Source organism: Actinocatenispora sera (assembly GCF_018324685.1).
In the GTDB taxonomy this organism is placed as follows: Bacteria; Actinomycetota; Actinomycetes; order Mycobacteriales; family Micromonosporaceae; genus Actinocatenispora; species Actinocatenispora sera.
This window is the reverse complement of record NZ_AP023354.1, coordinates 6,897,228-6,916,693: the sequence shown is the minus strand read 5'-3', so window position 1 is coordinate 6,916,693 and position 19,466 is coordinate 6,897,228. Positions and strand designations below refer to the sequence as shown.

General features: G+C 73.8%; 5 protein-coding genes. All 5 read left to right on the top strand.

The features are described from left to right. Positions 1 to 509 precede the first annotated feature (509 nt). The 5 genes from Asera_RS32420 (at position 510) to Asera_RS32400 (ending at position 19,434) form a co-directional block, all read left to right on the top strand. Positions 510 to 16,523, top strand: coding sequence for an ADP-ribosyltransferase (locus Asera_RS32420; protein ID WP_212804787.1), 16,014 nt, complete (start codon positions 510 to 512; stop codon positions 16,521 to 16,523). Next, complete coding sequence (locus Asera_RS32415) at positions 16,516 to 17,025, top strand: hypothetical protein (RefSeq protein WP_030445126.1); 510 nt, start codon at positions 16,516 to 16,518, stop codon at positions 17,023 to 17,025. Before Asera_RS32420 ends, Asera_RS32415 begins: the two co-directional genes overlap by 8 nt. A 92-nt stretch (positions 17,026 to 17,117) precedes the next feature. Continuing rightward, on the top strand, positions 17,118 to 17,621 hold the full coding sequence (locus Asera_RS32410; RefSeq protein ID WP_244844124.1) for a hypothetical protein: 504 nt from the start codon (positions 17,118 to 17,120) through the stop codon (positions 17,619 to 17,621). Beyond that, the gene (locus Asera_RS32405; protein ID WP_051801930.1) at positions 17,618 to 18,211 is read left to right on the top strand and encodes a hypothetical protein; all 594 of its coding nucleotides are present in this window, start codon (positions 17,618 to 17,620) and stop codon (positions 18,209 to 18,211) included. The genes Asera_RS32410 and Asera_RS32405 overlap by 4 nt, the downstream gene beginning before the upstream one ends. Before the next feature lie 2 nt (positions 18,212 to 18,213). After that, positions 18,214 to 19,434 (top strand): SseB family protein, encoded by a 1,221-nt coding sequence (locus Asera_RS32400; protein WP_030445129.1) that lies wholly within the window; start codon positions 18,214 to 18,216, stop codon positions 19,432 to 19,434. Positions 19,435 to 19,466: the final 32 nt, after the last annotated feature.

Genomic DNA, 19,466 nt, shown 5'->3' with positions numbered 1-19,466 from the left:
CGTCGACCTTCGATTCCTTGTCGGCGGCGATCGAGCGATTCGACGAGGCCGGTTCGACGCTGGTGGAGGCGCAGGCACTTCATGAGTCCCTCCGCCAATCCCAGGCGGGTCCTGCCGATCCCGGAAGGACCACGCCCGAGCTGGCGGAGGTGCGCGCGAACATCGCCCGCACCGAGCGGGAGTTCACGGCAAGCGTCCGGGAGATCGACAACCTGCAGCGCGTGTTGGCTTGGCATGAGCGGGAGGTGGATGTCGCCGCCCACCAGGTGCACGGCGAGCATCCGGGTCCAGGCGTGCTCAACGCAGACGAACAGGCTGGTCGTTCGGTCGACAGGAAGGATGATGGTTGGCGTCCACCCAAGCCCGAAATCTCCGATGGGTCTTGGGAAGAATTCACGGTGCCTCCCAACAGCGACGAGCATCGCCCGGCGCTGCATGGTCATGATGTCGGAATCCAGATTGACTCCCTGCCCGGCGGTGAGGACGGGCCCGTGCGCATGCCCGGCGAGGTGCTTGAGGATCTGTTCCAGGCGGGGGAGACCGGGGCGGCCGACGATCCGCACCGGGTCGCTGAGGGGCTGCACGAGGTGCGGCGTTGGTTTGCTGTTCGGGCCGAGCAGCTGGGTGTGTCCGATCTTGAGGCCGTCGACCGCGTGCGCTCGATGTTGGAGGAACGGCAGGAGCAGCTGGCACGTTTCTGCGCGGAGTACGACCAGTCGGTCGCTGTTGAGGCCGAACGAGTGGCGGCGTTGTGGCGTGAGTTCGATGCGTCGGTGGCACGGACCGCGGCGCAGGAGACGGCGGATGGCCGGTCCGCTGCGGAGGTGACTCGTCTGGCGGCGGACGCTGCCGCCGAGTACCGCAACTTCGAGTCGGCCGAGGACGAGTACCAGCATCTTCAGGGCGGATCTCGTGATGCGACCCTGATCGGGTGGACCGTTCGGCGGATTAACGAGGAGATGGCCCGGTTCGGCATCGAGGAAGCCCCGTGGGTGACCGAGCTGGTGTCGCGCCTTCGGGAAGCGGCTGGGCCCGGTATCAACGGTGTGGGCATTGCTGACATAGCGATGGAGCGCCGGGCCGACTGGGAGATCGGCGACAAGGTCAGTGAGTGCCTGGCGACCGTTCGCGATCTTGGCCGTCAACTGGATGACTTTGCTCGCCGCCCCGATGGATTTGACACCGACCACCCGTTCTTCCGGCCAGGCGTGGAGGCGGATGCCAGCCAGGTCAGCGACGAGATCGTTCGCCCGGAGGGGACGGCCGACCTCGTGACCTCCGAGCGGCTCGGCGAGTACGCCGCCGACGGTCGCGCCCACGACGAGCCGTTGCCCCGCGACGAGTACGTCGACGCGATCCGAGAGCTCCGCGACGAAGTCGAGACGTACTTCCCGGACGGCTCGGTGTGGCGCATCGTCAAGGGCCCGGACGGCATGGTGTGGGTGCACACCCGAGACTTCGGCTGGCAGCGGTTCGACGTCGATCCGCGGCCGGCGCTGGGCGACCACCCGGCGTACACGGTGGTGTCCCGCACCGCAGGCGAGCCGGGCGGAAGGCCGCACGCGGTGCGGCCGAGCGAACTGCTCGGCCCGGGCGAGCACGGCGGGCAGTACGCGCGCTCGTGGGTGCACGAGATCACCGACACGCTGCAGCGACTTGCGGCGCTGGAACGCCGCGAGGACCAGGGCGTGCTGCGTTCGGTGTGGCGGCGCGGCACCGAGACCACCGTCGACGGCCGGGACGACTGCGCGACCGCCCAGCTGCACGAGCGCGCGGTCGTCGACGACCGGTGGCGCCGGGCGGACACCGACGAGGAGCAGGAGCACTGGGCCCGCGAGATCGCCGCGATCGACGAGCGGTTGGTCGAGCACGGTCAGCAGCCGCCGGAGCACCCGTGGGAGACCGACCCACCGGTACCGCCGGAGCCCCCGGCGCGTCTCACCCGGGACGAGCTGCTCGACCTGTCGTACCGCGACCCGAGCCTGAAGTGGATCCGCGAGTGGATCGCGCCGGAGGGCGCGCCGGGGCTGTTCGGCCCGTTCAGCCGGGTGGGCTCGGAACACACCGGCGTGGCGCGGACCCGGGATCTGCAGACCGGCGAGAAGGTCGCGATGATCCTGCGCAGCTCCGAGGTGTGGGGACAGAAGTTCAACGGGCACGACGACCCCAAGCCCGAGGCCTATCGCGGTGCGATGCGGGACCGCGGAGAGGTCGGGTTCGAGTTCTACACCGACGCGCTGCCGATGCGCCCGGCGAACTGCATCCCGGGCCGGGTCGCCTGGGCGCACCGCGACTACATGGAGAGATGGCTGCCGGCCGAGGTGGTCGACCGGGTCGAGATCATCGGGCTGCGCGACGAGGGCGGCAAGGACACCGGCATCCTGGACATCAAGGTCACCCGGGTGACCCAGCACGTCCCGATTCCGGCCGAGGAGCTGCAGTCGTTGCTGTGGCCCGAGCGGGTCGCGGAGCCGGTCGCCGCGGAACCCGAGCCGGTCGTCGCGGAGCCGGAGCCGGAGCCGCCGGCGGACCCGTACCCGGATGCGGACACGATCGCGAAGCAACATCGCGTCCCGCCGGTCGACCAGCGACGGCTGCACGACGTGGCGGTGCGCCTCGATGCCGACATCGAGGTACGACGGGTCGACGATCAGCTGCACGTGGTGGACGTGCGACGACACGACGGCACCGAGTGGACTTCCCGCCAGCGTCGCGCGCTGCGCGCCGCGTTCGCCGAGGACGCCGTCGGCCGACCGATGCTGCTCGAACGGGCCGCGAGCGCCCGGCTCGACGGCGAGCCCACCACCGGCCCGGACCTGTCGCCGGGCGAGACGGTGCTGCGGTTCAGCGCGCATCACCCACCGCGGGTCACCGACGGCGCCGAACTCGACCGACCGCACCCCACGGAACTCCGGCCGAAGTCGGCGATCGGGGACCCGGCGGGGCACTCCGGGGCCGACGAGGCGGCACCGCGACGCCGGGCGGCGGAACCGGACCCCGACCGGTGGCACGGCGACCCGGTCAGCGAGGTGGCCCCGGCGCCGCGCACGGTCCGGGCCGCGCTGCATTCCGCCGCGGACGAGGTGCGCACGCTGCTCGACGACGGCCGAGCCGAGCCGTCCGCGGAGCTCGACGCCGCGCTGCGCCGGCTCGCGAAGTACGTGGCGGCCACCGGCGAGCGACCCGCGGACCTCGACCCGGCGCTGCTGGCCGATCACCTCGACCGCAGGGTTCTGGACGATCCGGACCGGGTCGTCGACGTGATGCGGCAGACCCGGCTCGGCCATGATCGGTACGTCGCGTTCATGTCGCAGCGTGACAGCGCCCGGCAGGAACTGATCGCGGGTGAGCCGAACGAGACGCAGGTCGTGGCACACGGCACCGATGACGGGCTGGTCGCGTTGCCGAACCCGGCGTACGAAGCTCACCTCGATGCGGGCGGCGAGCCGAGCGACTTCACCGACCCGCGCTCGTTCCTGGTGCGGCCCGAACTGTTCGCGCACGGGCTGGCGGTGCTGGAGCACGAGGGTGCGGTTCGCCTCGCCGGCCAGGAGCTGATCCACGGGCACTTCTGCCTGGGCGGTCAGCGGGCCGGCTTCGAGGCGATCTCGTGGCGCATCGCCCGGGTACTGGATGCCGCCGTCGCCGGTCACACCACCAGCACCGCCGACACCGTCAGCGGCTCACACGCGATCGATCGTCGCAGCATCGGCTCGTCCCAAGTCGGCGACGTCCTGGTGCACGGCGACCGGGACGCGCACGGGCTGATCCGGGTGTTCACGCCGGAGGATCCCGTGGGCCGGCCGATGGAGTGGGAGCTGCCGGCCGGCTTCGACCCGGAGCTGTTCGCCGACGGTGTCACGCCGCCGGCCGTCCGCGCGATCCACACGACCGTGCCGAGCTTCCTGCCCGCGCATCTGCTGCCGGAGATGGCGCCGCACGAGTACGTCGGCGTGTTCGAGTCCCGGCCGACCGAGGTGGGTGGCCCGGTCGAGACGCACAGCATCCACTTCGGCGTCGACGGGCGGTGGCGGCTCACGCCAGGCTCGGACGCACCGGAACACACCCTGGCCCAGGTGCTCGCCCGCAACGGCGAGCTGGTCACCGCGGTCGAGGAGCGGCTGCCCAACGGGGACGCCCGGTACACCCCGGTGGCAGCGGAGGAGTACGGCGCCGACTGGCTGCCTCGGGACGCCGCCGTCCATCCGGTGAGCGACGGGACGCGGTGGCGGGTGCCCGACGACGCCGAGCTGCCCCGCTGGCGCAGCCCGCGGGAGCGGCACAACTTCACGTTCGTCCGGGATCACCACGCCGAGCTGGAAACCGTGTACCGGCGCACGATCCGTCACCTCGGTCCGTCCGCCGACCGGGTGCACCAGAACGTCGAGTGGATCGGTTCGGCCCGCGCCGACCTGCGGGTCGCGCGGGCACTGGGCGCCGACCCGTCCGTACTGACCGACTACGTGCATCGGCGCGCTGTGGTCACGGACAGCTTCCGCGACCAGTTCCGTTCGCTGTACTCGCTCGCCCGGCAGGGGAACGAGGCGGTGAGCGGCCTCGCGGCACTCCACCGGCAGCTGGGCCGAACCGGACCCGACGCGGAGCTGCACCGGCAGCTGGCGGGCGCCTACACCGAGCTGGGCGCGGAGTACAAGCGCCTGTTCGGCCTGGCCCTGCGGCACCGCCTTGCCGTGGAGGCCGTGTCGAGATCGGACGCCGAGCTCGAACTGCGCCGTCGGCTCGACCAGGAGCCGGGGCGGCTCGCGATCGAGGGCGCGGCGGGGGCCCGGCGCGCGCTGGCCGCGGTGGAGAGCCGGATCGACGCGTCGCTGCGCACCCTGGGCGAACTCGACCAGCGGGTAGAGACGACCGCGCACGGCGGCGGCGATGTGGACGGCGCGCCCGTCGGCGACGCGCCGGCAGCTGCCGGCCGGAGCCGGATCGAGGTACGCGACGAGCTGGTGACCGAGTTCCCGGCGCAGGCCACCGAACCGACCGGTCGACCGGGCGGCGGGCTCGCGGTCCGCGTGGACAACCCCACCCGCCAGGTGAACTCGGCCAGCGCCGGTGAGCGGCTGTCGGTCGTCGCCCGGTCCCGCGGCGCCGCCGGGAACTCCACCCGCGTGGTTCGGGCGTTCGAAGGGCTGGACGCGGGCGAACACGCCGACCCGACGGAGACGCTGCTGGACCGGTTGGCCGAGACCAACTCGTCGTTCCGGCCGTCGGACGACGGACACGGTGCGGAGATCTCGGCGCTGCTCGTTTCGGACGGGCGGTTCGGCCTGATCGCCGCCGGCGGCGACGCCTACCTGCTGCGCGACGGCGTCCTGCACCAGCTGGCCGGCGCGGAGGTCGAGCCGGCCGGCGACCGATGGATCGACGGGTCCACCGCCGCCCCCCGGATCGCGCACGGAGCGGTACGCCCGGGCGACCGGTTCGTGCTGGCCGCCGGCCTGGACCGGGTGGCACCGGAACGGATCGAGCAGGTGCTCACCGAGGCGGCCGACCCGCAGCAGGCCGCCCGGCAGCTCGCCGAACTGGGCGACGCGGACGACGTCGCGGTGACCGTGACGCACGTACCGCCGGCGGGTACCGACGCCGGTGGCCTCCGGGACGCCGTGACGGTGCTGCGTGACCAGCTCTACTCGCGCACGGCCGAGCTACCGCCCGGGGTCGAGGCCGACATCATGCCGCCGCAGACCGTGGGTGTGGTGCGGGCGCGGCTGATGTCCGAGCACCTGGAGATGTTCGGCGACGGGTCGACCACCCGCCTCGCGCAGCGGCATCCGGTGCTCGCCGACTTCGCCGAACACCGCGCCGACCTGCACGAGGCGCTGGCGGACGCCGGTGCGGCAGGTCCGCACCGTGATCTCAGCCGGCTGTACCGGGAACTGGCCGACACGGCGACGGAGACCGCGCGTACCGAGGGTGTCGCCGGCGCGGACCGCGCCGGGTACGCCTGGGAGGTGCGGACGACGGCCGCTGCCGGGCCGGACGCGGTCGATCGGCTGCACGCGTTGCACAACCGCATCGCCGAGGCCGAGTCCCGCTGGGATCGGGCGGACGAGCCGGATGCCCGGGCCGGTGGTGGCGAGACCGCGGCCGAACCGCGGCACGCCGCGGATCCGGGCGCGCCCGACCGGGCGCCCACCGCCGACGACAAGAGGTTGCAGGATCCGTGGCACGGTGACCCGGCGCGAGAGGTGGCGCCGCCGCCGCGGCACCTGTCCGAGCGGCTGAACGACGCAATGGAGGAGTTCTGGCGTCGGCAGGACGCGATGGACCAACTCGGCATCTTCGATGTGGTGCCCGTGCCCGATCAACGGGCGTACGACCGGGCGCTCGACCGGGTGGTGCGGCTCGCGGAGCAGACCGGGGCACGTCCGTACGAGCTGCCGGAGGTCGCCCGGCGGGTGCGTTCGCAGATCGTGGAGGAGCCCGCCCAAGCCGTGGAGGCGATGCGGAGGGAATTGACCGGGTCGCCGCACGCGGCCGTGTTCATGACCCGCGACGACGCGGCCTACCCGTGGCAGCTGGCGGGGCCGGAGGCGGGGCGGCTCACGATCCACCTGCACGGGAGCCGCGACGGCCTGGTCAGCATCGGCCGGTCGGTGCTGCTGCGTCCGGAACTGTTCGCGCACGGCCTGGCGGTGCTCGCCGCCGAGGGCCGGCTGGAGTGGAGCCCAGGCGACACGGTCGACCTGACCTCCTGCTACGGCAGCCGGTTCGGGGCCGACTCCGCCGCCTCCCGGGTGTCCCGGGTGTTGCGCACGCCGGTGCTGGGTCGTACCGACCTGTCGTGGGAGCTCGACTCGCACACGGTGACCCGCACGGCGCTCGACGACGCGTTGGTGGCCAACCACCGGCCGTTCCCCGAGGTCCGTCTCTTCACCCCGGAGCAGCCGACCGGCCGGACGGTGGAGACGGAGGTACCGGCCGGTCTGGAACCGGTACGGGACGAGAACGGTGAACTGCCGCAGGTGCTGCAGGGGATCCGGTCGAACGGCCCCGGGTTCCTGCCGGCGTGGCTCGTCCCGTCGATGGCGCCGCACCGGTTCGTGGGAATGTTCGAAGTCCGCCACCCTCTCGGTGGCCCCGAGCAGCGGTACGAGATCGGGATCGATCGGTACGGCGACTGGCGGCGTACCGAGGTCCAGCCGGAGGGCGGGCTGCGTCAACTGCTGGGCCTGGACGGTCGTCCGGTGACCGTGCAGAGCGATGGCGACAAGCGGTACATGCCGGTCAGCTCGGCGCGGTACGGCCTGGACTGGTTGCCGCGCGAGTCCGCGGTGACGGCCGAGAGCGCGGGCGCGGCGTGGCGGACACCGCCGGGCCTTGGCGAGGGAGGCGGTCGCACCAACCTCCAGTTCGTCCGGGACCACCGGGTCGAGATCGAAACGATCTGGCACCGGTCGCTGCGGCACCTCGACCCGATCCTGGAGCGGGTCGGTACGGCGGTGGACTGGCTCGGTCACGCCAGCGCCGAGATGGGGGTGGCGCACACCGTGCCGAGCCTGGTCGGCGCGGACCGCAGCGACTTCCGCAGCCCGCGCGGGCGCGACGAGTTCGAGCAGCGCGTCGATGCCTCCGCCGGGGCGCTGAGCAGCCAGCACGAGGCGCTCCAGTCTCTGATCCGAACCGGTACGGCGGCCGTCCGGGGGCTCCGCACGCTGCACCAGGCGGCCGCGCGGGTGGACGCCGGCAACGACGTGCACGGTCGGATGGCGGCCGAGTACGCGCGGGCGACGCGGACGTTCGAGAGGCTGTCGACCGCGGCGACCAGGCTCGAGGAAGCCGCCGATCTTCTTGCCGGAGCGCGGGCGTCCCAGGAGTACCTGGAGCGCACCGGGATGCGGGTCGAGGATGCGGACGGCGCCGCGCCGATCCCGGTCGACGAGGCCCGGGCGCTGGAGCGACAGCGGGTCGCCGCGGCCGAGCGGCGATTCGCCGAGATCGCCTGGGAGATCGACACCCTGCAACGAGACCTGGCCCGGCACGAAGTGGCGGTGGATCTCGCTTCGCATGCCACGGACGGCGAGCAACCGGCGGTGCCCGTCGACCCGGTGGTGCCCGGCCGCGACCGGATGCTGATCGATCCGAGGCTGACGACGGAGGTTCCCGGCGACCCGCAGGCAGCCGTGGGTCCGCTCGCGACCGGGCTGCACACGCAGGTCGGCGCGTCCTCGAGCATGCGCAACGCGGCCGTGGTCGGCGAGCGGGGCATCATGGTCGCGCATTCCGTCGGCGGAAACCGCACGGGCGCGGACCTCGCTGCCCGGCTGTTCGACCGGCCGGCGGAGCCGTCCGGCGAGCCGCTGACCGGACTGGCCGAGCGGGTGGCCGACGTCAACTACCTGCTCGGCGCGAACCGTGCGGGTGCCCGGCTCGCGGCGCTCCACGTCGACGGAACTCGCTTCGCCGTGGTCGGTTCCGGGGCCGACACCTACCTGCTGCGAGACGGCGAGCTGCATCGGTTGACCCAGACCGAGGCGGTGCTTGTCGAGGATCCCGACTGGTACCTGGCGCCGCAGATCGCGCTCACCGAAAACGACGGCCTCTTCGGCCGGGTGGTGCGGCCCCAGACCGCGTATGGCGCGGTGCGGCCCGGCGACCGGTTCGTGGTCGGTACCGGTCTCGGCCGGCTCGACCGGGCCGAGATCACGCGGATCCTGACCGAGACGCCCGACCCGCAGGAGGCCGCGGCCCGACTGGCCGAGGTGGCCACCGGCGGTGACGAACCCCAGTGGGAGGTGGCGACCGTCGCGGTCGCCGGCGTGCCGGCGAGCGGCGAGTCGCTGGGCGGGCTGGATCTCCCGGTCACTCAGCTCAGCCGGCAGGTGTACACGCCCGCCGGTGACCTGCCCGCCGAGGTGACAGCGTCGGTGCTCGGCAGCGACACCGCCCGGGTGATCCGTAGCGAACTGGTCGAACAGCTGACCGGGACGGGCGAGCCGCTCGACCAGATCGAGCAAGCCGGAAGGTTGGCCGACTTCGCCGAGCAGCAGGCCGACCTGCACGCCGAGCTGTTCGCTTCCGGGGCGGGCGAGCGGCACGATGCGCTGGCCGCGACGTACCGGCAGCTCGCCACCGCGGCGACCGGTGCCGCCGACCTTCGTCTCGGCTCCGGCTTGTTCCGCCTGGCCACGGTCCGGGGGTTGCACGAGCAGCTCTCGGTACTGGAACGAGACGGGTCGGCCGACGTGCGACCCCCTGCCCACGACGGGTACTCGCCCGATCTCGGAGCCGAGCGGTTCCCGTACGGCGCCGCGGACGAGGCGTCCCACCGGGTGGCCGACCGGTTGGGCGACGACCACCCGCGGCCGCGGTCGGTGCCTGGCGACGACAGGGCGGCGCCGCTGGAGGTCGCCGGCCCCGAGATGGTCGACGGGGTGGCGCGCGAGACCGTCGAGATGGAGCTGGAGTACGAGCGGGCGCGCGCGGACGAGCAGCGGGCGTTCGGCGAGTACCTGGGCGCCAGCGAGGCATCGGCCCGCGCGGACACGATGGGGCATCGCAGCTCGGTCCGCTTTGACGAGAGGGCGGAGCGGGACGTCGCTCGGGCGCGGCGGGCCGGCGACCCCGACGTCGAGCACACCGCCGAGCGCACCGACACGGCCCGGGCCGAGTACGAGGCAGCCCGGGATCGTCGGGCGCGGTGGGCGCAGGACGTGGCGGACACGTGGCGGGCCAGCGCGGCGGCGAGCGCCGACGAGACGCTCGCGGCCCGGCACCGGCAGATCGCCGAGGCCTGGACCGAGCGGCAGGAGCTGCTGGACCGGTGGCACGCCGCCCAACTCGGGGAGACCACCGCCCACGCCACGGTGGCGGCGGCGGACCGCACGCTGGATCGGATGGCCCGGTTCGAGCGGGCCGAGGAGATCGGCACCGACATGGTCGGGATCCGTGGCCGGGCGACCGGCGCGGCGTTCGACCATCGGTTGCGGGCCGAGCTGCTCGCTGCCCGGTACGACCGGCTGGACCGGTGGCTCGGTGGCGATCCGCTGCACACCGATCCGGTGGGGGCGGAGACCGCGGAGCGCATCGTCGACACGCTCGACGCGCTGGTCGACGTGGAGCAGACCATCCGGTCGGACGCCGCCACCGCCGAGCCCGGCGAAGGGTACGACGAGGCAACCGCGACCGCCGCGGCCCGCGAGGCGTACGCGCGGCTGCGGGAGCGGCTCGCCACCGCTGCCGCGACGATCGACGGCCCGACCCTGTTGCCGCGAGCGTTCGACGCCCTCGCCGCGCACCTCGACGACACCCGGTTCGGTGACCTGTGGCAGTCGAACCGACCGCCGCGAGCGTGGTACGCGTGGGGGGCGTCGCCCCGGCACCTGGACGACATCCGAACGGCGACGGGCCGGATCGCGCGGTCCGACGAGGCGCTGCTGGAACACGTGCGTACCGTGCTCACCCTGGCCGGGCTGCACACCGAATCCGTTCCCCCGCGCGCGCCGGGCGAGGTCCTGGCCGATCTCGTCGATGGGCACGAGGTCTTCCGGCACGAGTTGGCCGCGGTTCCGGCGGATCCCGGTCGGCTCGCCGGCGGGCTGCGCGGTGTGCTGGACCGGGTGGACTCCCCCGATCGGGAGCAGCCCGCCACGTGGAGCGAGCGGCGCCGCCTCGGCAAGGCCCGGTCGGTCGTTGCGGAGCGGTACGAGGCGCTGGCCGAGCGGCAGGACGAGCGCGCTGCGGTCGATCGCCTCACCGCGGTCGAGTCGGAGCGGGTGGCCGCGTTGTGGCGCGAGTTCGACCGGTCCGTGGCACACCTGGCGGCGCGCGAGTACTGGACCGCCGGTCGTTCCGACGAGGCGGTCGGCCGGCTCGTCGGCGAGATCGTCGACCGGTACGCCTCCTACGAGGCGGCGACCGGTGAGCACCTGGCGCGCGCCGATCGGCTGGCCGAGCAGGAGCGGGCGAACCAGACCGTCACCGACATCGTGGAGGAGTTGCATCGGCTCGGTACCCCGGAGGCGGAGACCGTGGCGGAGTGGGTGTCGCGGCTGCGCACCGACGCGGACCCGGCCGCCGTGCCCGACTCCGGCCGGGACCCGCAGGCCGAGTCGGGACGCGAGCTCGCCGAGCGCGCGCTCGACATCGAGCGGGTGGGTCGCGAGCTGGACGCCGTCGACCTCGAACGGGCGGGCCGCGAGCCGGACGCGGTCGACCTCGAGCGGGCGGGTTACGAGCTGGACGCGGTCGACGCCGGCGCCGCCCGACCCGATGCGATGGCGCCGGACCACGAGGGCGTGGTCACGTTCACCGACATCGACGGCGGGCACCGGTCGGTGGCGTCCGGGCGCGACGCAGCCGGGATCTGGGCCGACCTCGACGTGCGCGAGGTGCCGGGTACCGACTGGGAGATCCGGCCGCAGCACGGCGGCGGGCTCTGGCAGCCCGCCGGCCGGGACCCGCGCGGCGTGTTCTGGGTACACACCCGCGACCACGGCACCATCGGGTTCCGGGAGTCGACCCACACTCCGCTGGTACCGGGGCGGGCCGGCCAGACCCACACCCATCGCGACGAGGTCCTCGAATGGGTGGACGGGAAACCCGTCTTCCACACCCGGATCGGGCCCCGGGTCCTGACCACCGACGTGGCCCGGGTCCGGATTCACGAGATCACCGACACCGTCGACCAGTTGACCGCGCGGGCCCGCGGCGAGGAACAGGGCACCGTGCGCCGGTTCCTCGGCCGCCTCACGTCCCGGGTGACCGGCCGTGGCGCCGACCACTCGGACCACCAGCACGGCAACGACTGCGTGATGGCGCGGGCGAACGAGCGGCTGCTGCTGCTGGACCGGCTGCGGTCCACCGATCCGGCGATGCGGGGCCAGGCATACCGCGACCTGCTCGACGTCGACGGGTACCTGCGCCGGCACGGGGTGGAGCCGGTGCCGCGGACACCGCCGCCGCCGGCCGACTTCGCGTCCCCGCCGTACGGCCGGGCCGGTACGAACGTGCCATGGGGGGCCGCACCACCGGCCGCGCACGGCCTGCCCGCCGAGTGGACCGTGGGGCACGAGGCGCGGGACGCCGCCCCCGACGCGCCCTTCGCCGGTCACGTGCTCGGTACCGATCCGCCGGTGGCGACCGACCGCCCGCCGGCAGAGCCGTCGCAGCCGTCGGGGCCGGCGGAGTCGTCGGGGCCGTCGGACTTCCGGATGCTCACCGAGCCGCACCCGCCCGCGGCCACGGTGGACCAGGTGGTCGACCTGTTCGACGGTGCAGGCACGGCCGCCGAGCGCCCCGCCACCCTGGATGACTACGTCAAGGTCGGCGGGCAGGGCGGCTCTGTCTCGGGTGCCGAGTACGTCGACGGGGAGGGACATCGCCGGTATGTCAAGGCGCCCGCGTCGGAGCTGCACGCCCGGGTCGAGTGGCTGGCCAACCGGCTGTACCAGGCGGCCGGCACCCGCGTCGCCGAGGTCGACCTGATCGATCTGCGCGGCGAGTTCGACGGCAAGCAGCTCGGTCTCAGCTCGCGGATGCTGGACGGGGACACGGCGCTGACCCGCTGGCTGCCGCGGCGCGAGTTCGCCGCCGCCCTGCGCCGCGATTTCGCGGTCGACGCGTGGCTGGCCAACTGGGACGTGATCGGCGAGGGGTACAACAACGTCCTGATCACCGGAGACGGTGTGCCGGTACGGCTGGACACCGGCGGCGCGCTGCTGTTCCGGGCGCAGGGCACCGCGAAGGGCGCCGAGTTCGGTACCGAGGTCGGCGAGCTGCAGTCGATGCTCGACCCGGATCGCAACGACTCGGCGGCGCGGGCGTTCCGCGACGTGACCGCCGAGGAGATCCGTGACGGCGTGGCCCGGATCCGGGACATCACCCCGGAACAGATCGACGAGCTGGTCGACCGGGCCCAGCTGCCCGAGAAGGAGGCGCAGGACCTTCGGGTCGCGTTGCGGGCCCGCCGCGAGTACCTGATCGACCGGTACCTCGACGACGCCGCGGTGGAGCAGCCGGCGCCGGCCGGCTCGGCCGAGGCGATGTACGAGTCGTTCGACCCGGCCGAGCGGGAGGCGTTCGACGCCGAGGTCGCCTCCCGGCTCAGCGCCGACGCGCACATCGAGCACATCCACGAGGTGCTGCGGCATGCGCTGGCCGCCGGTCCGCTGGCCGGACGGGAGCTGACCGTCGCAGATGCGGCCGCGCTGGTGGACGTGGCGCAGACCCGCCTCTACGACTTCGGCAACACCCACGAGTTCGAGAACCGGATCACCGGCTGGCTGGCCACCCGCGAGGGCCAGATCGCCGAGGTGGCCTGGGACGGGTACGACCCGAGGGACGTTCCCGCGCAGCCGAGCCCGGTGGCCGTCCGTCAGCTGCTCGACACGCTGAAGGGCGTCGAGCCCTACTCCGAGGCGATCGACCACGCAGCCTGGTCCAGGCGCCTGTACGACCAGGTGATGGTGGCGATCCGGCAGCGCGCCGGTGCGGCGGCCGATTACCCGGTCCGGCCGCTGGACGTGGTGCGGATGCTGGACGTGGCCCGCGCCGACGGCGGCGTCGACGACCACCATTTCGAGCAGCAGCTGGTGCGCTTCCTCACCACGCCGGAAGGGGCGGCCCACGCGGCCGGCCACGCCGCGCTCGATGCCGAACTGGCCCAGCCACGCCCGCTGCCCGACAGCAGCGCACGGTTCCCGGACGGTACGGACGCCACCGACATGGACCGGGTGCACGCGGCACAGGGCGGTGACTGGCCGACCGAGGCGCGCACGGCGTACGACACCTACCTCGACGGCAACTACTTCGGCATCAACGGATGGCAGCGCCAACACCTGCCGCAGTTCGCCGAGTACGCGCCGGTGTGCGAGGCGATGGACCAGGGCATGCGGGAAAGCGCCGAGGACCTGCTGCTCCGGCGCGGGATGAGCCTCGGCGCGCTCGGCATCACCAGCCCCGCCGAACTGGCCGGGCTGCTCGGCCGGGAAATCGCGGACCCGGGATTCATGCCCACCTCCGCCGCCGAGCGAGCCGGCTTCCAGGCCGAGAAGATCCAGCTGGAGCTGGAGGTGCCGGCCGGCACCCGGCTCGCCTGGCTCGGCCGGATCAGCCCACGTCCGGAACAGGCCGAGGTTCTGCTGGCACCGGGCACCCGGATCGTCGGCCTCCGCCTGGAAGTGCGCCACTTCCAGGGCGAGGTGCAGTACGTGCTGCGGGCCCGGGTGGTCGGCCAGGGAGAGGTCGGCGGGACGCACTCCGAGCCGGCACCGCGGCCGGAACCGACGCCGAACGAGCCCCGACCGGTACCCGACGGCGGGCGGGCGCCGGCCGAACCATCCGCGCCGGCCGAACCACCCGTGCCGGCCGAGGCGCCCGCCCGGACGCCGGTCGAGGGCGCCGAGCCGGGTCCGGATCGCGGCCGGATCGCGAGCTGGCGTGACGAAGCGGTGGACCAGCAGGCGATCGCGGCCGAGGAGCGGTCGGCCGCGACCTGGCACCGCATCCGCCTCGCGGACCACCAGCGTCGGCTGGCATCCGTGGACGCGGAGCTGGCACGGGCGCGGTCCGAGCAGCACGCCGTGTCGGACCGGCTCGCTCAGACCGACCGCAATCTCCGTGAGTGGGCCCAGGAAAACAGCGTCGCTGCCGAGCAGCACCGCCGGTCGTCGGCGGCGGCCACCGCGGCGGCCGGCGCGCGCGAGGAAGCGCAGCAGCGCCTCACCGAGCACGAGCGGCGACTCGCGTTCCACGCGGAGCAGCTTCGCCGGCACCCGGACCAGCCCGAGGACGACGCGGGGCGGTACTCGGCGGAGTACCACCGGTCCCAGGCCGAGATCGAGCGCGCCGCCGCCCAGGCCGCCCGGGCCGAGGTGTCGGAGTTCGACCGGACGCTGGCCGAACAGCAGCAGGCCGAGCAGCGGCTCGCTCGATCGCGCCAGGCGGTGGCGGAGCTGCAGCGGTGGTCCGCGGCGGATCGGCAGGTGTTGCTCGACCTCGATGCGCGCCGGGCGGCGGCAGAGCAGGCGTACCACGCGGCGGCGGAGGACGCCGGCCGGACCGAGCAGGAGGCGCTGTCGGCCGAGGCCGCGGCCGACGCCGCCGAGCGCCGGGCACAGGAGCTGTCCGCCCGGGCACAGGAGAGGGAGGACCAGTACCCGGATCGGCTCGACCGCCACGCCGATCTGCTGCGCCGGGATCTGTCGCAGCTGGTCGGTGAGTCCTCCTCGGTACGGGTCTTCACCGGCCTGGACGCCGAACGATCGGCGGAGCACGCGGACCGGCACGAGCGTCGGGTCGAGCTGCTGACCGCGGCGATCGAGCACTACGAGCTCGCCGCGGCGCTGCAGCGGACGGTGTCCGGTTCGGACGGTGCGACCGGGACCACGGTCCGCCGGGTCCGCGCGGACCTGGCCGCGGTGCGGGCCCGAGTGGAGGAGCTGGGCCGGGAGGCCGGACGTGCGGATCAGGAGGCGGCGTCCCGGATCGCGGCGGCCCAGGTGTTGAACCGGCAGGGCACGGCCGGCCCGGAACGGGTGACCGAGGAGCTGAACGCCGCGGGCCAAGCCGAGGAGCGGGCGGCCGTCCTGCGCGCCGACGCCGACCGGCTGAACCGCCGGGCCGACCGGCTGACCGCCCTGATGGAGTCCTTCGCGGATCGCTGGCAGCATCATTCGTGGGCTCGGGACGCGGAGTTCGAGGCCGAGCAGGTGCGTGGCTGGGCGGATTGGCACGACTTCCAGGCCCGGCGGTTCGAGCAGCTCGCGGCGGATCTCGCGGCCGGCGGCGACGGGATGCCCGCCCGGTCGCCGGAGGTTGCCGCCGTGGCGGCGGCCCGAGCGGAGCTGGCCGGTCAGCCGGTCGACCGGCTGGAGGGTCTCGCCGCCGGGATGAAGAGCGGTGTCAACGGAACGTACCGCGCCTTCCAGCACGATCGGGTGGTGGGCGCCTTCAAACCGGCCGAGGCCGAGGTCTTCGTCAAGGACGGCCAGGTGATCCGGGCCGGTATCCCGCAGGTACCCGGCCAGCTCGCCGCCCGCGAGGTCGGCGCCTCGGACTTCGCCGAGCTGCTCGGATCCACCCTGGTGCCGCCGACCGTGCCCGTCGAGATACGAGGCATGCAGGGCTCCCTGCAGCGGTGGGTCGAGGAAGCGCAGGCGCACCGGCCGGTCGAGGAGTACCCGTGGCGGGAACAGCAGGAGGTCGCGGTCATCGACTACGTGCTGGGCAACACTGACCGTAACCAGTTCAATTTCCTCACCCGGGACGGGTCGGTGGTCGCGATCGATCACGGTCTGGTGCTGTCGGAATCTGCCCGGGACCAGATCCTGTCGCCGTTCGTCGAGGCCCAGCTGCGGACCAGGCTGAACGCCGATCTGCTGGCCCGGGTACGGGGAATCGACCCGGACGAGTTGCGTGCAAGGCTGGAGAGCCGGGGGATCGGGACGGCCGCGATCGATGCCGGCCTCGCCCGGCTCCGGGAGGTCCAGGAGAACGGCATGATCGTGTTCGCCGAACGAGACGGGGTCGAGGCGAGCGTCGAGATCGCGGGGTTGGTCGATGAGTGAGGACGCGCCGACGAGGGTCGGTTTCTGGTCGTATGCCACCGGCGTCGGGCGCAAGGTGGCCGAGTTCACCCGGCAGCCGGACGGCTCCGTGGCATTCCGGGTGCTCGACCGGAGTTGGGCCGGCCCCGCCCAGGACTACTACGACAACGGTGTGCCGGTGCTGGCCGGCGGTGCCCGGATTCCCGCCACCGTAGGCGATGAGTTCCTGCGGGCGCTGCTGCAACCGTTCCGGATGACCTACTACGGCTTCCTCGACGAGAGCGACGCCCTCCCGGCGGCGGCGAGTGGCGCCGCGCCGGACCGCCAGGCCGCGGACAGCGCCGGCGACCAGGCATCGGACCTGCCGCTGACCGGGGTGAGCGACCCGGACGCGGTACAACTGCGGCCGATCGGGCCGGCCCGTGGGCTCTCCGTGGAGGACGCGTACCGGGTACTGTCCGGTCTGCCGCCCGGGCCGGTCGAGGTGCCGCCGCTGCCGGACGAGCGGCGGGACCGTCCGTGAACGAGCCGGCGCGGCGCGGCGTGGCGGGGTCGAACTAGGGTTGACGGATGGCTTTGCGGCTTGCGCGGACGCGGGACGAGGCACACCTGTACATGGATTTGCATCCATGCCAGCGGTGCGGCTCGGTCGAGGTGGAATGGAAGAGCGCCCTGGTGGACGCCGAGGGCGAGCTGGCCCGCAGCTACTCGGGGACCTGCACGTGCGGCGCGCTTCGGGAGTTCGTGTTCCGGCTGCCGGCGCCCGGTTCGGTGCCGGCCTCGGGTGACCGGTACCACTTCGGCGGCGACGCGCCGTCGGAGTTGCTGGACGCCGGCGAGTGGCTGTGGGTCGCGGACATGACCGCGAGCGACGTGCCCACCGACGATCCGACCGCCGGTCTGAACGCCCTGTCCATCGCGGTGGCGGCGATGAACGAGATCATCAAGTTCATTCCGGCCGGCGCCGAGGCGGTGCCCGATGAGGCGTTCTGGTCCGAGCGGGGCCGTCGGGTGCGGGATCAGGAGCCGGGCCGGTTCGACCGGGAGCGGCTGCTGGTGGTTCGGGACAGCTACTGGTCCTCGCTCGCCGAGCGGCAGTCGCGCGGCGACCGGTCGTGACGCCCGACCGCCCGGCGCTGGCACGGACCCCGGCGGAGACGCGGTTGCGGCTGGAGCTGACCGAGTGCCCGGCGTGCTCCGATCGGGAGACGCGGTGGCGGTTGGTGTCCACCGCCACCGTGGCCGGCGTCGCGTTGGAGCGGTACGCGGGGCGCTGCGGCCGGTGCGGCACCGTCCGGGAGGCCGACTTCCGCAGCCCCGAGCAGGCGCCGCCGGCCGAGCCGGACGACATCGAGCCGGCGACCCTGTTCGGCGCCGGCCGGCCCTCGGAACTGCTGGACGCGGCGGAGTGGCTGGAGGTGGCCACGCTGACCGAGGCGGCCGCCGATGACACTGCCGGGGCCGATGGCAGCCCCGTGGCCGAGCCGGCGCAGCAGCGTCGCGCCCGGCTGGAGTACGCGCGCGACGCCGTGGTGGAGGCGATGCGGTTCCTGCCCGCCGACGGTGACCGGGTGCCCGCCGACCGGCTGTTCTCCCCGCTGGGCCGGCAGGTACTCGCGGCCGACCCGCGGCGGCTGACCCGGGACTGGATGCGGGCCGTGCGGGACGGCTACGAGGTGCTGCTGGCCGAGATCGACGACCGGAGGTGAGCATGGCCGAGGCTCTCGGCGACGCTCAGGTGGCGGCCCGGCAGGCGTTGCGCCGGGCACTGCTGGACGTGGCGGCCGCGGCATGCCCGGACTGCGCGCCGGTGGTCGAGCGGGAGCGCGGACCGTTCCCGGTCGGCGCGCAGCCGGCCTCCGGGAACGGCGACTGGGCGTGCACGGTCACCGTGGCGACCGCCCCGCCCGGGATGGCGTGGACCGCGCCCGAGCTGGTCCGGACCGCTGCCGAGGTGCTCACCGCGCACGGCTGGACGGTCGGGGCGGAACCGACGGTGACCGAGGGACACCGGTACGAGGTGATCGCGGAGCGTCCGGGCGGGCGGGTGGTGGCGTCGGTGCGGGCCGACGACGGGATCCTGCGGCTGGCTGGGCGCTGCGACGCGCCGCCGCCGGAGCCGGCGCAACCGCCGCGGCGGGCCCCGCGGCCGGACGGCTGGCGGCCGGCCGACGACGTGCAGGCGGCGCTGCGGCTGGCCGTCGAGCGCGACGACGACCGCGGATACCTCGAGCTGCTGCTGGACGCGCCGCTGTATCTCCCGTCGGCGGCGGTCGACGCGGATGCGGCGGCCCCGCGGTTCGCCACGGTGACGGTCGACGGCGGGGTGCATCTCGTCGCCTTCACCGGGGAGCCCGCGCCGGCACCCCGCGGTGCCGGCTGGCGCGTGACGACCTACCAGGACCTGGCGCGGAGCTGGCCGGACCCGAGCTGGCGGCTGGTGGTCGACCCCGGCACGCCGATCGAGGCGTACCTGCCGGCGCCGTCGGCGGAGGAGGCCGACGGCACGGTGCGGCTGCCGGCCCGGCCGGACCCGACCGCGGCGGCCACCGAGCCGTTCCGCCCGCTGAACGCGCTGGAGGCGGCGCTGTACGAGGCGGTGGCCGCCGACGACCGGGATGCGATCTTCGCGGCGCTCGCGGCCGATGGTGCGGTCGTCTGGATGGCGACCGGCACCGGCGACCTGCACCCGACAGATCCCGGGTACGTGTGGCCGGTGGTGCCGCTCGACGACGGCCGCGCGGTCTGCGTGTACACGGCGTCCCGGCGGGCCGCCGACGCGCTCGGCGAGGAGGTCGAGGTGGCGCCGGTCGAACTGGCCGAGGTGGCGGCCGCGTGGCCGGACCGGACGTACCGGCTGGTGGTGGATCCGGGCGGGCCGCTCGCCGTGACGGTGCCCGGTTTCGTGCTTTCGACCCTGGTTCGACGCTGATGGTCGATCGACCGTGCCCGGTATGGTGGCGG